We start from the raw sequence: 13,678 nt of genomic DNA, 5'->3' as shown, positions 1-13,678 counted from the left end.
CTACAGTCACCCGTGTCTCAGCGACCGACCCGAGTCCGAAGACACGATCCGGCTGCGTAAGCCTTAGAGGGTGATCAGGAGGTCCGGCCGCTTCCGCGTCCTGCACTCGCTCCCAACAAGAAGAACAATACTGATGTTCACCCGCTAGATGCAAATCGGGGTCTGGCACCTTGCTTCAGCCCTTACACCCGACCGTCCGCCGTTTGGCCTTCTGTGCCGCCCGGCAGACGCCGCCCGGCAGACGCCTCTCGGCGAGTGGCCGCTCGAAGCGGCTGAGGTTGAGGCCCGGGGGTCTTGTACCGGGCGGCATCAGATGTAACCGGGCTGATCGATCAGCTATTCCCGCACGCAGTCGAGCTCGAAACCCGCCTGCTCGAACACCAGCTTGCCGTCCCGCAGCTCAAGCTGCGCCTGCGTGCTCGTCGCCATGAGGCGGGTGGCCGAGAGCGCGATGAACCGCAGCGGCGGTTGCCCCTCGAAGGTGACCCACAGGCCACTCCCCCACGGCAGGACTGTGAGTCGCAGTCGCTCCCCGAGCCGGTAGTCACCTGCAAGCTCCGCCAGCGCCTCAGCCGTCGGCACCTCGGACATCTCGTCCTCGGGCCGATAGCTCTCCCACCCGTAGGCCGACGCTGCGGAGGCGAAGGCTCGGAGCGCCAGCCGGCTGCCATTCGTGGAGTTCGTCATCACGGCAGCGCCGTACCCGGTCATCCGATCGGCGATCAGGTCGCAGCGGAACCCCAGGTTTCCGCCGCTGTGTCCGAACAACTGACCGGACGCGCTCAAGAACGGGCCGATGCCCATGTGGGTCAGGGCCGAGATCGGCGGCTCCACCACGATCACCGGTGTCAGCATCTGCCGAGCGAGCTCTGGCGACAGCAGTGCGCCATGAGCTCCGACGTACGCCTGGTGGACTCCGATCGCGAATTTGGCCAGATCGGTCGGAGTGGTCCATAGGCCGGCTGCTGCCAACTCCGGGTACACATGCCAGCCGCCGTCGACGACTTCTCCGGTGTCCTCGTGTCCGATCGCCGCTCGGGCAGCGAGCTCCGACGGTAGTGGTTGGGCGTAATCGCTGTCGGCCATCCCCAACGGCTCGAGGACCAGCTCGCGCATCAGCTCACGGAACGGCGTACCGGTCACGTCTTCGAGCAGTTGCTGGATGACCGTCGTACCGCCACCTGAGTAGGCGAACTGTGTGCCGGGAATCCGGTCCACCCGCGGGCCGGCGGTGTTGCTCGGGGTTGTCCCGGCGAGCATCTCCACGAGTGTCGGTAGTGGCGCATCCGGGTGGTAGCCCGGGAATCCGGGAGTGGACAGACCGGCGCTGTGGCTGGCCAACTGCCGCAGGGTCACGACCGGCTGCCACGAACGGGTCGGTGGCACTTGCCAGGACTTGAGCCGATTGTTGACGTCTTCATCCAGCTCCAGCAGCCCCCGGTCCACCAGCCGCAGCATCGCGAGCGCGGCAACCGGTTTGCTGATCGAAGCTGCCTGGAACAGTGTCCCTGCCTCGATCTCGTCCGGTTTGCCTGCTTCGACGACCCCGGCCGATCCGCTGTGGGTGATCTCGCCGTTCTCGATCACCGCCCAGCCGACGCCAGGAACCCCCAGTTCCTCGCGATCCGCTTCGATCCCGCCCCGTAGTACGTCCACGGTCCCCCTCCCGACGCTCACTGGAAACGCTACGTCGGATTGCGGGTTACTTCGACGGCTGCGGCGCGGTGCAGTCGATCTTGGGGTTGGCGCCGATGTAGTTCAGCGGGCCGGCTACGACCGTGACGAGTGTTGTGCCGATCTTGGCGCAGGTCGCGTCAGAGCCGGAGAAGTAGCTCCGCTGCGCTGCTGCGGCCAGCCCGATCAGCAACCACACGGCCACGATGATGGCGACCGTCCTCGAACGTGTCCTCGATGCAGTGCGAGTACGCATGTCCCCTCCTGGGTTTGGGCGAACCCCCGTATGGAAGGCCCCTCCAGTGCCCGAACACGCACGAATGAAAACGGTCTCAAAGGGTCGGCGACTGCTGCGGATCACCAGGTTGCAGGCGGGCCAGGACCCGCGTGAGGTCGCCGATCGCGGTATTGAGCTGCGTCAGGGCCGCTTGGTCGAGCGGGACCGGCTGCTGATCGAGGCCGAGATTGGCGGTGAACCTGAGCCGGGCGTCCGGGGCCGCGTTGCGCAGCGACGTGTCGAGCGCCTCCTGCAACGGTGGGCTCGGCACCATGTTCGGTCTCTCGCGCCACTTCGTGACCGTGCGTGGCGAGATCCCTAGGTACTCGGCGAAGGCTTCGTTGGTCAGCCGCAGCGCCGCCCGCAAGGCATTCGCATGCCTTCCGGTCCATTCGTCGATGACTGTCATCGCTCTCACTCTCCTGGGCGTTGGTCACTCCTTGCAATCAGAATACGGCGATTGGGTGACCGCCGGAGTGCCTAATTTGTTCCCTGTGGATACCGGATGAGTTCCTGGTCAGGCCGGCCGTTCGGTCGTTGACTTGGGCCATGGACGAGATGAGCGGTAGGACCGCGACGCTGCCGCGGAGATCTTCACGGCGGCGTCATCTGAAGATCGCGAGCGAGGCAGGACCACGCTGCTTCCAGCTCGTGCGCCACGTCGACGTCTCCGGTGTCAGCGGTACGGGCGTCGTCGCCGAAGGAGTCGAGTGGACCGACGGCTCGGTAGCGCTGCGCTGGGGCGGCCGCTACCCGACCACGACCATCTGGGCCGACGGCGTCGACGCGCTCCTCACGATCCACGGTCACAACGGCTCCACCACGATCCGCTGGTTGGACGAGTGAGCCGCCACCGACCCCGGTGCGGCGGGTTCCCCCTGCAGACAGCCCGCCGCGCCGGCCTACTCCGAGTAGAACTGCTCGCGATATTCGTCGCGCGGTTCATCAGCAGGCTTCGCGCCGTTCCGGCTCGGCGGGCCCTCGACAGCTCGCGGAGTCGTCCCGTTCGCCTTCGCCGGGCGTTCGAGCGCGGCCGCATTTGGTGCACGCAGGTCGTCGACCGCCGCGGTGAACTCCAGTTCGGCGCGGGTCGGTTTCACCTGTTCGACCGTCTCGGTCGATTCCCGGCGTGCGGGCAGATCGTTCGCTGCTGCAGACAGCTCACCAAGGGTGCCGAGCAAGCCCACCGCGTTCTCAACGTCGCCAGGATGGTTGGCGAGCCACCAGACAGCCGCCGATCCCGGCGTGGCAAACACGTCATCCTTCAGATAGGCGCGTTTGTCCTGCTCCATCCGGCGTTCGATCAACGTCGTCTGCTCAAGCCGGTGCAGCGCCGCCAAATGCTGAAGATGCTTGTGATCGGCCTCGGGCAACCGCAACCGCACCTCGGTCGCCCAGCAACGCACCTGTCCCTTGTCATCCAGCGCAGGCTCCCCCAGGATCGCCGCCAGATGCTGCTGGTTCAGCGCTTCCTCAGTCACCTGCAACCCGACAGCCAACGCCCGGGCCCGCTTCAGCAACGCATCCACAGCCACCGCGCCAAGATCCGCATGCCGCGACCCCGACAGCACCGTCGACCACTGCACGATCGCCGAGAAGCTGAACTGGAAGTCGGCCGAGGCCGACGGCAACCGCACATCGACGACAGTCCGCGTGGGCGGCCCCGTGAACACGGGATCCGGCAACACCACCGGCGCCGGCACAGCCTGTGCCACCTGCACCGCAGCCTTAGGAACCTCCGGCTGCTTCCAAACCACCGCCAGCAACACCAGCAGCACGATTGCCATCACGACGGGCGCCCACGTCGGCAGCCCGACGATCAGCGACACCACGTACAGCACCAGCACAATGGCCGCAGCAGTCAGCAGGCTGTTCCGGTGCAGCTTCATGGTGGGGTTCCTTCACCGCGTCGGGCGAACGTCAGCAGGTCGACCCATGCGTACCGAACGGTTCCCCGTCCTCACACCGCCCGGGCCACCGGCAACCCAGACCGCAGACTCACCTCACGACAAGTCCCCCAAAAGTTTCACACGCCCGATCCCCCACGGCCGCCCCAGGCGTGTCGCTACCCCGCCGCAATGCCCGCACGCACCACAGAGCCTCGGGAACCAGCGAAGGCGAGTTCGCACCCCGAGATCGGGTGCCCGACCATCTGCTCCACAGTGGTCGGGCACCCGTACTTTCAGTCTGCCGAACCGTGTCCGTCGAACTCGGCCGGCAGATCGCCAGGCAACGGCCGTCCGTTCGGTACAGATCTGTTCGACGTCTCTGCTGCGGTGGGGTGGAACTCCTCGCGGTACGGCGGGGAGTCGGTTGCGCCGAACGACGGGGCGGCAACCGTGGCGACCTCGTTCGACGTATCGGCCGGTTCAGCGGCGAGTTCCGCAGCGTCGGGGAGCGGCTGCCGATCTTCGGCTGAGTCCTCGGACTGCTGCTGCTGCGCGAGAACGCCCGGGCTGAACTCCTGGCGGATGTCTTCGGCTCGGTCGGGCCGGTTGAACCTGTCCTCCAGCTTCGCCAACTGCGAGGCCTTCAATTTGCGCTCGTCGTCGGGCAGGCCATCGAGCAAGATCTCCACCGCTGCCGACAGATCGGGTGGCTGGACAACTGCCATCGCCGGTTCGACGCGCTCGGCAGACGGGTCCCACACCGGTTGGGCGACGGCTTCCGGACGATCGTTGGCTGCGTCCGAGAGACGGCGCAGCGTGGGGTACAGCTCGAGGGCACGTTCCAGGTCGTCCTGGTGCCGCGACAGCCACCAGATGGTCGCTGATCCAGGTGTGGCAAAGGCTTCGTCCTTCAGATACGCCCGCTCGCTCCGCTCCCGCGCGTGCTCGAACGTCTTGACCTCTTGAGCAAGCCGCTGCGCGTCACGCACCTTCGCCAGCTCGGCGTACGGCTCAGGCAGCCGCACCTGAATTCGCTCAGCCCAGGCGACGACCTCCTGTCCGGCATCTGTCTCGGGGCGCGACAGCGCTGCCGAAAGTTGGTGCAGGTCCAGTTGCGCCCCGTCCGGCGCGGCATGAGCCAGCTCACGCTGTGCCCGGAGGACCACCGCATTGACCGCGGAGGTCTCCGGATCCCCAGGTCGGACGAACGGTCCGGCCGGGCGCCAGCACACCGTCGCCGAAAACCTGAACGCGTAGTCCGCGGCGGCCGAAGACAGCGGGACATCGAACACCACCTTCGACGACTTCGGTTGCGGCTCCGGATCGATCACGACAATCGGCTGAGTCGCCGCCGGCTGCGAGTCGGCGCCGTACGGACCAGCGGGTTCGGCCCTGTCGCGGAGTGCGGCTACCACCGACGCCAGGACGAGAAGGAGCAGGATCACCGACACCCAGGTCGGCCAACCGGCAAGCTGAGCAATCGCCGCAACGACGGCCGCCCCCGCGGCGACCACGAGCGAAGTCTTTCGAGACATATTCACGATGAACTCCCAAGAGATGTCGAAGGTAGATCGGCCAGCGAGCGGTCCAGAGCGTTGTCGACCGCTCGTGCTGTGGTCAGGGAGCGGCCGGCAACCCCGCTGTCCGCAAGCCAGGTCTCGTTCGCCGCGTTCAGTTGCGCGAGGCGAGCAATCTCACTACCGCAGATCGCGATCAGGCTCTCCACCAGGACCGATGCCAGCCGTGCATCGCCCAGGTCGACCAAGCGGGCGTGCTCATCGAGCCAAGGGACCACGGCACTGCGCCAGGCCAGGGAATCTGCGTTCTGCAGGGACCTGGCCCAGACCGCGATGGCCTTCAGCCGTAAGCGAGGGACGAGCAGCGGGGCAGTCCGTCCGTGCCCGTGGCTGAGACGGCTCGGCGCGAGCACGAGACGAGCCAGTTCAGGATCGAATCGGGCTCGGTCGGTCAGCACATGGACGAACAGTTCGAGGGTGCGATTGTCCTCGCACAGCGCGACCAGGGCCTGCCGCGCCTCCGCGCCGACCGATCGCTGACCGGCCAGCCAGCGCAGCCGGACCAAAGCCTGCCGCGGATGCCCGATCGCGACCACATCCGTGCAGAGCTCGATCGCGATCCGGCCGAGCCGCGGGTCGAGGTGGGATCTGACAGCCAGTCCATACAGGTAGTTCCTGGCCTGCTGCCCCACTCGATCGTCGAGGAGCGCACGGGTCATCGCTGCTACAGCCAGCCGTCGGGGCTCGTCGCGGTCAGCAACACTCCAGTGCTCGACCACTGCCTGCAGGTCGGTCAGCTGATTCGTCCGGATCGATTGCAATGCAAAGCGTTGAGCGACGGCCATCCGATCCTCGGCTCGCGTCGCCTGCCAGCTGTGGACCGTCTCCACCCAGGTCGCGAAGCCGGGCCGCAGATCGGGATAGGCATCCCAGAAATGGCTGAGGATCGCTTCCCCAAGCCCCGGCCGGATGAAGCGGGCTCTGCCGTCGACCAGCCGAATCCTCTCCTGGTCAGCACGCATCCGATCGGTGATTCCTGCTTGCTCCAACCGGTGCGGTGGCGAATCCTCGGCGTACCCGACGATCGTTTGCAGCGAGCACTCTGCGAAATAGACAGCATCGACAGCTGCGCCTTCCAGTACTGCGGTGACCAGCAGCAGAGTTCGCTCTTCGACCGACACCTTTTCCTCAAGCAGAGTGATGACGTCCTGCTCCTGGTCGGCGAGACCAGCCAAGGCATTCCTGAACCACTCCCTGGGGTCCAGGCCCTGGTCACGGGTCTGCTCGAGATACCCCGCGACGCGAGCCACGCTGCGCAGGGCCAGCCCGTTCAATACCTGCAGGTCCTCATTCGCGACCCTCGACTGCGACAGGGAAAGCTCGAAGCCGTGCTCCAGGTGCGACTTCAAGACCCGCCACTGGTCTGGGCCTCGGATCGATGCCCGATGGATCTGCAGATCGTCATGCAGGTGCTGGTCAAGCCCGTCGGGGATCAGGATCACCAGGCTCGCCCGCTGTTTGCCGACAATCGCAACGCAACGCTGAAGGTCGGTCTGATGCTGTCCGAAGCCGCGCAAATCAAGGTCCGTGACGTCGAGCAGCAATCGCGCGCCTTCGGAGACCGCGTCGTCAACCAGGCTGTCGCTGCCCTGCAGGTCCGAGGTCGTCAGCAGAGTCAGCGCACCGATGTCTTCAACCGTTGGGCAGAGGAGCATTTGAGCGGCCGCGCGCCGCCCACTGCCTGGCGGCCCGGTGAGGATGACCGTACTGCCAGGATCGCGGAGCCTGCCGAGGAGCCCATCGAAGCCGTCCGGTGCGACGAAGACGCGCTGAAGCCGTTGGAGACTCGCCTGCCCTGGCTTGATACCCAGCGGTTGCCGGACCAGAGCCGCCGCGGGCGCTTCGGTGACGTTGAGGGTCGCGACGTTCCAGGTGGTCGCATTCAGATTGCCGTCCCCCGTGTGGACGGCACCGCGCGGATCAGTGATGGCACTCCGGACGCCGCCGGAGATGTCGCCGACACCACCTCGTCGACCACTCGCCATTTCGTTTTCCGGACCGGGCGGGTGCTCCGCGGTCATCGGTGCTCTTTCGAATCCGGTTCGTTGCTCAGATACAGGTGGCCCTGGCCCGTATGGACCGGCGCGGTCGGATCCGTGATGATCGAGTGAACAGTGCCGCTGATCGAGCCGATGCCGCCGCGGCGGTTCTGGCTGTGATCGTTGGCCTGGTTTGTCGCCGGTGCGGGCGTCACAGCGGCCCGCTTGTTCGCCTGTTCCTCGGCCACTGTCGGGGACTCGGAGCCGAATCCCCGCTTCAGGAGATCGCCTGACGGAACCGGCACGCGGAGATATGCGCGGCCTTGGTACGTCTTCACCTCGGCTGCGACCTCGACGTACAGGCTGCTGTCCTCCTGGCTGTAGCCGCCGACTACGGCGTCGTCGTAGGCGCGGGCCGAGACGATCGCTGCCACTTTTGTGACTTCGGCCGAGTTCGTCAGCAGGTGCCGTACCGGTTTGCTGTCGAGGAGGCGGTGCAGTTCGACGCGTGCCGCGCCTGCACCGTCGCCGACGCCGTTCTCCCCGGAATCGGTGACCGGGCCGATCGAGACGCTGACCCGCATCCGGATGGCTGGAAAGCCTGCGGCGCTCAATGGCCGGCCGCGCTCGGCCAACTCGTCCTGCAGCGCGCCGAGGAGTGGGTTGAGGAGGAACGGGAGGCGCTCGGCGGGCAGCCCGATCGCGTAGCCGTCCCCGGTCGAATCGCGGAACGAGATCTCCGACCAGACACTCGTGAGCCCGCCGCGAGTGAAGGCACTCTCCAGGATTTCCGGGATCAGGACGTTCAGATGGGCTTGGTCGCGGCTCGTCGTACCGCTGTAGTCCTTCATGTCGACGACGAGCATCGAGCGGTACGGCGGCAGGTCCCGCACGCCGACGGAACGGGGGTCGTGAGGAGTCGTCATGGTCGAACCTCCAGAGTCGGTGAGCAATCTCGGTGCGATCAGAGTTCCGCGAACAGGCGAAGGCCGTTGTCCGGAATCGGACGATCAGGAGGTGACCCCGAACACGCCGGGTCACGCAGCGGCGAAGTCGGCCAGCAGCTCGAGATCGGCAACGACGAGTTGCCGACCTGAGGCCAGTGCGCCGGAGCGCCGCAGTACGCCGAGCTGTTCGGCCACCGTGCTCCGGGCGAGCCCGAGCGATGCCGCCAGCTCCTCCTGGGTGAACGGAACACGCATGGGGTCGGACGCCGTCTTCGGAGCTAGCCGAACCACGTCGTGGAAGAGCCGGGCGATCCGTCGGAGCGCCGGTCGGTGCGCCAGATCGACCTGGCGCGTCACGGCTTGGTCGAACTTGCTCGTGACATAGCGGCTGTAGAGCGTCGACAGACCGTGTTTGGCCAGGAACTGCTCGAACTGCTGGATCGTGAGATAGCGCGCGGTACACAGGTCCATCGCCTGCACGGTTGCGGTCCGGCGACCGTCGGCGCCGGCCAGCTCACCGAGCAACTGGCCGCCACCTCGCACGGTCAGGAGGAGTTGGGCGCCGTCTTCGGCGTAGGCCAGCAGTTTCACTCGCCCCGACTCGAGCACGAAGACGAACCCGCCCGGATCGCCTTGGTGCAGGATGTTCTGCCCCGGCTGGAAACTGCGCAACGTTCCAGCCGCGAGAAGGCGGGGCCAGGCGGCTGGACCAATCAGGTCCTGGAACGTCTGCAGCGAAATCAAGCCGAACCACCCCCGCGTCCCACCGCCGTCAGAACCACAGAAAGTTTCACACGGGTGACGGACTGTGGTGCTCGCGCTGCGTGTCGGTTAGCCGGCGAGGGAGCGGAGGGCTCGGCGGGACGGGGTGAGGAGGACTGGTTTGTAGGGGCAGCGGGCGTCGGTGAGGGTTTCGTAGGCGCTGATGGCTCGGTTGGCGGCGTCCCAGCCTTGCTCGGCGGGCGTGCGGCCGAGGCCTCGGTTGCGGACCAGGGCGCCGTAGAAGGCGGAGCAGAAGACGGTGGCTTCGTACCAGCCGACGACGGTGCTGGTGCCGATGTAGGTGATGTCGTCCTGGAGGCAGTCGCGGATGGCGCGTTGCCATTTGCCGATGCCGGTTTTGCAGCCGTCGGCGATGACCACGCCGCTGGAGATTCCCCATTGGCGGTCGAGGAACCAGTCGGCCAGGGAGCGCAGGGAGACCTGGGTGCGGCCGTCGGTGGAGAGGAAGGACGGCTCTTCGCTGTGGTCACCGTGTGCCATCACATGCAGGACGGTGGAGGGAGTCGTGAGGGCGGAGAACGCCGTCTCGTGGTCGCGGGTGCGGACGAAGTTGACGTCGATGACGGGCTCGTCCCAGCCCGCGTTGATATTGCCCGTGATGCCCTGGACGAACGTCATCGAGGCGTCGAACGAGCTGTCCAGGCCGAGGTCCACCAGAGTGATCAGCCGATTGCGCATTCGCCCACCCTCCAACGCGTTTCGTTCCCCACAGATCCCCATCATGCACCTCGGCTCCGACAATTCGCGCTTCGAATACGGGCGCTGAGACAGTCGCCCGGCCGTACGCCGTACGGCGGGGTCCGGGGTGGGTGGAGGCGTGGGAGCAGAGGGTGTTCGGCGTACCGTGGCCGGACAGCCACTGCCGAGGAGGAGACCCGATGAACCAGGTCCCGACGATCACTTTGAGTAACGGAACGACGATGCCGCGGGTGGGGCTGGGCACGTCACCGATGAACGACGCGGATGCCGAAAGAGCGGTCCATCACGCGCTCGAGGCCGGCTATCGGCTGATCGACACGGCCGAGAACTACCGCAACGAGACCGGCGTCGGCCGCGCGCTGCGGCAGGCGCCGCGCGACGAACTGTTCGTGACGTCGAAGTTCAACAAGGCCTGGCACAGCGTCGACGGAGCGCGGACGGCCTTCGAGGCGAGCGCGGAGAAGCTCGGCGTCGACTACCTCGATCTGCTGCTGATCCACTGGCCGAACCCGGACCAGGACCGGTACGTCGACGCCTGGCAAGGCCTGATCGCGCTGCGTGACGCCGGGCTGGTGAAAGCGATCGGTACGTCGAACTTCAAGCCGGCCCATCTCCAGCGACTGATCGACGCGACCGGGGTTGCCCCAGAGGTCAACCAGATCCAGCTGAGCCCGGTCTGGGCGAAGTCGGCCGAGCGCGAATTCCACGCGACCCATGGGATTGTCACCGAGGCCTGGAGCCCACTGGGCAAGGGCACCGACCTCCTGGACAACCCGATCCTGCAGGAGATCGCGAAGGAACACGGCCGGACGCCGGGCCAGGTGGTACTGCGCTGGGAGTCGCAACAGGACGTCGTACCGATCCCGAAGTCTGCCAACCCTGGCCGGTTGGCCGAGAACCTGGCGATCTTCGATTTCGACCTGACTCCCGTGCAGCTCGCCGCCTTGACCGCGCTCGACGGCACGGCCAAGGCAGCAGCTGACTCAGACCAGTTCGGTCACTAGAACTACTGGCCGTAGCCCTTGCCGGTCCAACCGAGTGAGCCGAGCGAGCCTCCGGTGATGTCGGCGCCACTGCGGTCGTTCGCGGTGGCGTCGAAGTACGCCGACGCAGCGCCGGCCGGGGTGATGCCGAGCAGCGGCCGGCCGGTCGGGTGGTTCTGGCAGTAGCCGCTGGCCAGGCTGCCGAAGGTGGCGAAACCGGTCGTCTTCAGGACCGTCGACGCGATAGTGGTCGGCGTCGCGCGGTTGACGCGCCACTCCTTGAGCTCACCGTTGCTCTTGGTGCCGATCATGACGTCGACAGCCGCCGTACCGGTTCCCTCGGTGCGCTCGTAGGTGAAGGTCTTCACGCCGTCCCAGCTGGTCGCCGCAAGCCGCACCGGCGCCGACACCACCCAGGAACCATTGGCGTAGCTGACCTCGTGCCGGTAGAGCGCCGTACCGGCGACTCGGTACATATACGGATAGCCGTAGGCCAGGACACGGGTGCCGGCGTAGCCCGACGTGAGGCGGATGGTCTCGTTGCGGGTCATCTTCCAGACGCCGTTGGTCCGCTCGCCGCGGCGCTCCAGCGCGTAGATGTAACCGTCGGTCGGGTGGGTGACGAGCTCGCTGCTGATGAACAGGTCGGTGTCCCCGGCACCACCGAGCTGCTGCTGAGCGGTCGGCACCCAGGGCAAGGTGTCTGCCGGGTAGGAGACAACCTGGGTCTGCTGGTTGGTGTAGCCGTACGAAACACGCTGACCAGACGACTGGTACGCCGTGGTCCACACACCGCAGTCAGCCGGTACGACGGCCGCGGCGGAAGCCGGCGCGTTCATCAGACCGGTCGCGGCCAGGGTCAGAACTGCAGTCAGGGCAATAGGGCGGAGAGATATGCGCATGGCCAGAACGCTATCCCAGCCGCAGTATCAGGTAATGAGCACGCAAGACCCCGGCAAACTCATCCTCCGATCCAGGGATATCCGAGCTTCCTGGCGAAGTCAGCCGATCCGCCGCAGACCTCGGCTGTCCGACGAGGGTCCCTAGCGATGAGTTGCTGAGCGAGCTGCTCAGCCTGCCGGGCAGGATCGGCATCGGTGACTGCTAGCCGCTGCCGGAACTGCAGCCATGGGCGGTCTTCGACAGTTGGGCTGCCCGGGTGGAAGAAGAAGACATTGATCTGGTCAGGTTCCCAATGCCACGCCGACACAGCGCCCAGTTCGCATTCCCAGTGCATGAGCCAGTCGGTGCGCTCTGCGAGGTCTTGCTTCAGCAGCCGCGCCACGGTGCGGGCAGGCCATTCCCAGCCGTGGTCCGCGACTGCTCGCTCGACTTCGGCCTGGTACTCCGTAGCGTCGAACCAGAACTCAGGTAAATCGAAGTTGCGTGCGTCGGGGTTGCGCCAGTCGCTCCAGACGACGGAGTCGCCCTCACGCCGGATCGTCACATAGACGGCTCCGCAGCACCCCTCGGTACACGTTGCCTCCGCAACCCGCACCTCGTGCGGCTTATCGGCAGGGAGCAGCGGGCTGCCCGGTCGCAAGAGACGCCCGGGATCTTCGCCCGGACCTACCGTGAACACATCCATGAGGAAGTCCTCGCCGTCAACCAACGGGCGGACCTCCACGTAGGCCTGCCTCTGGGCGGCGTCCGGAACCACAACCTGGAGGGTCAGGCGACGTCTCGGGGTAGTCACCGAACCATTATCGAGGACGCACCGCCACGCCCGGCCGTCAGACATCGCCTGTTTGTATGGAGATCAAGGGAGCGAAATGGACAGATTCATCGAGCACGGACTCAAGCCAACTAGGAAGTTCGACACCGTCGATTCCTCGGAGTCTCAAGGCACTCGCTCTGGAGACATGCCTCGTCCGAGCATCCATGAGATATGCGAATTGCTGGCGCCCGGTCCCCCGTCCGTTGCGACCGCTCCGCCCTCGCGGGATCAAGTTGTACAGCTCTCTGCCGGATAGACCTGGGATCACGTCTGCTGCTGACACGCCCGTGTAGACCCGCTCGAGGAACTCGCTGGCTCTCGCTGCCTTGTCCGGCTCAAGAAAAGGCACCAGCCGACACACCTCCTGTCCCCACGGACCGGCTGCATAAAGCTCCGGATAGGTCTTGTCGAACTGCCGATTGAGCTTGTCGATCTGGGCGTTGACGATACCCAGGCGGGTCAGGAGTTCTTGCAGGCTGTCGATGGCACGACGACTCTCCAGACAGATCGCCCACTTCCCGGCGCCGGTATTGGCTGTGTAGCCATCCAGCGCCAACCCCTGCAGGAAGGCCAGCACGTGTTCTCGCGTGGAGGCCATGACGACCTCGGGGATCGCCTTGTCGGAGGCTCGCGATCCACACCCGAGTAACTCGAGGAACTCGACCAGCCGCTTGCTGGAGACAACAACACCAGGGCAACGGTCCACTTGATGGGTGATACGCGCGGTGAGGCCGAAGCAAGATGACCACGCTGCCTGAACACGCTGGAGAATGTGCAGCACAGAGTTCGTGATGATAACCGACCAGTTCGCGCGAGTGGTGTGCCCCTCGGACGCGTAGGCGCCCAGCAAGAATGCAAGCTCCGCCGTCATGACGGCAGGAAACACCACTGCTTTTTCCGATCCGTAGCGCTTTCGGTACGGAAGCTCTGGCAGTGATGCCGGCTGGGTCGGCCAGCTATAGCCGCCGTAGCGGATACCGAGGAAGTCTCCGACACGGAGGCTGCTCGCAACTACCTCACCAGGCTGGTCGCCGAGACTAGCGAAGACCGTTTCATCGTCATTGGTTTCACGCTTGTGTCCGCCGCGGGTGGTCAAGACCAGCCGGCGGGCAATCCGTTCGACTGCCATAGCTCAACGCTAGGACGTCGCACC

14 protein-coding genes are annotated in these 13,678 nt (G+C 66.0%); 2 read left to right on the top strand and 12 right to left on the bottom strand.

Annotated elements, in window-relative coordinates:
- Positions 1-336: 336 nt before the first annotated feature.
- The 3 genes from E1263_RS29990 to E1263_RS29980 form a co-directional block, all read right to left on the bottom strand.
- Positions 337-1,656: a serine hydrolase domain-containing protein gene (locus E1263_RS29990; protein WP_132173426.1), complete on the bottom strand. Its 1,320-nt coding sequence runs from the start codon at positions 1,654-1,656 to the stop codon at positions 337-339.
- A 46-nt stretch (positions 1,657-1,702) separates the two neighbouring features.
- Positions 1,703-1,930 carry a hypothetical protein gene (locus tag E1263_RS29985; RefSeq protein ID WP_132173424.1) on the bottom strand — a complete coding sequence of 76 codons (228 nt, stop codon included), beginning with the start codon at positions 1,928-1,930 and terminating at the stop codon, positions 1,703-1,705.
- A gap of 76 nt (positions 1,931-2,006) precedes the next feature.
- Positions 2,007-2,360 carry a helix-turn-helix domain-containing protein gene (locus E1263_RS29980; RefSeq protein ID WP_132173422.1) on the bottom strand — a complete coding sequence of 118 codons (354 nt, stop codon included), beginning with the start codon at positions 2,358-2,360 and terminating at the stop codon, positions 2,007-2,009.
- Between the two features lie 140 nt (positions 2,361-2,500).
- Between E1263_RS29980 and E1263_RS43375 the strand changes: the two genes are divergently transcribed.
- A complete protein-coding gene (locus E1263_RS43375; RefSeq protein ID WP_238161648.1) occupies positions 2,501-2,797 on the top strand; it encodes a hypothetical protein in 297 nt (98 codons plus the stop codon).
- Between the two features lie 56 nt (positions 2,798-2,853).
- On the opposite strand, the gene E1263_RS29970 is transcribed toward E1263_RS43375, so the two are convergent.
- The 6 genes from E1263_RS29970 to E1263_RS29945 all read right to left on the bottom strand — a co-directional run bounded on the left by E1263_RS29970 (position 2,854) and on the right by E1263_RS29945 (position 9,804).
- A complete protein-coding gene (locus E1263_RS29970; protein ID WP_132173420.1) occupies positions 2,854-3,840 on the bottom strand; it encodes a hypothetical protein in 987 nt (328 codons plus the stop codon).
- Positions 3,841-4,133: 293 nt separating this feature from the next.
- Positions 4,134-5,381 carry a hypothetical protein gene (locus tag E1263_RS29965; RefSeq protein ID WP_132173418.1) on the bottom strand — a complete coding sequence of 416 codons (1,248 nt, stop codon included), beginning with the start codon at positions 5,379-5,381 and terminating at the stop codon, positions 4,134-4,136.
- A complete protein-coding gene (locus E1263_RS29960; RefSeq protein WP_132173416.1) occupies positions 5,378-7,438 on the bottom strand; it encodes a hypothetical protein in 2,061 nt (686 codons plus the stop codon). The genes E1263_RS29965 and E1263_RS29960 overlap by 4 nt, the downstream gene beginning before the upstream one ends.
- A complete protein-coding gene (locus E1263_RS29955; protein ID WP_132173414.1) occupies positions 7,435-8,322 on the bottom strand; it encodes a hypothetical protein in 888 nt (295 codons plus the stop codon). The genes E1263_RS29960 and E1263_RS29955 overlap by 4 nt, the downstream gene beginning before the upstream one ends.
- Positions 8,323-8,433: 111 nt before the next feature.
- A complete protein-coding gene (locus E1263_RS29950; RefSeq protein ID WP_132173412.1) occupies positions 8,434-9,087 on the bottom strand; it encodes a Crp/Fnr family transcriptional regulator in 654 nt (217 codons plus the stop codon).
- A gap of 87 nt (positions 9,088-9,174) precedes the next feature.
- The gene (locus E1263_RS29945; protein WP_132173410.1) at positions 9,175-9,804 is read right to left on the bottom strand and encodes a hypothetical protein; all 630 of its coding nucleotides are present in this window, start codon (positions 9,802-9,804) and stop codon (positions 9,175-9,177) included.
- Positions 9,805-10,004: 200 nt separating this feature from the next.
- Here E1263_RS29945 and E1263_RS29940 point away from each other — a divergent pair, with 200 nt between their 5' ends.
- Positions 10,005-10,829 carry an aldo/keto reductase gene (locus E1263_RS29940; RefSeq protein ID WP_132173408.1) on the top strand — a complete coding sequence of 275 codons (825 nt, stop codon included), beginning with the start codon at positions 10,005-10,007 and terminating at the stop codon, positions 10,827-10,829.
- 2 nt (positions 10,830-10,831) lie between these two features.
- Here the strand turns inward: E1263_RS29940 and E1263_RS29935 are convergent, their stop codons facing one another.
- The 3 genes from E1263_RS29935 to E1263_RS29925 are packed head-to-tail and all read right to left on the bottom strand — an operon-like array spanning position 10,832 to position 13,654.
- Positions 10,832-11,710, bottom strand: a complete 879-nt coding sequence (locus E1263_RS29935) for a hypothetical protein (protein WP_132173406.1) — start codon at positions 11,708-11,710, stop codon at positions 10,832-10,834.
- Positions 11,711-11,769: 59 nt separating this feature from the next.
- Entirely contained in the window at positions 11,770-12,504 is a 735-nt protein-coding gene (locus tag E1263_RS29930) for a hypothetical protein (protein WP_132173404.1), read from the bottom strand.
- 37 nt (positions 12,505-12,541) lie between these two features.
- Entirely contained in the window at positions 12,542-13,654 is a 1,113-nt protein-coding gene (locus E1263_RS29925) for an LAGLIDADG family homing endonuclease (RefSeq protein WP_132173402.1), read from the bottom strand.
- Positions 13,655-13,678: the final 24 nt, after the last annotated feature.

It is taken from the genome of Kribbella antibiotica (assembly GCF_004349055.1).
GTDB lineage: Bacteria > Actinomycetota > Actinomycetes > Propionibacteriales > Kribbellaceae > Kribbella > Kribbella antibiotica.
This window is presented reverse-complemented; position numbering and strand designations above follow the sequence as displayed.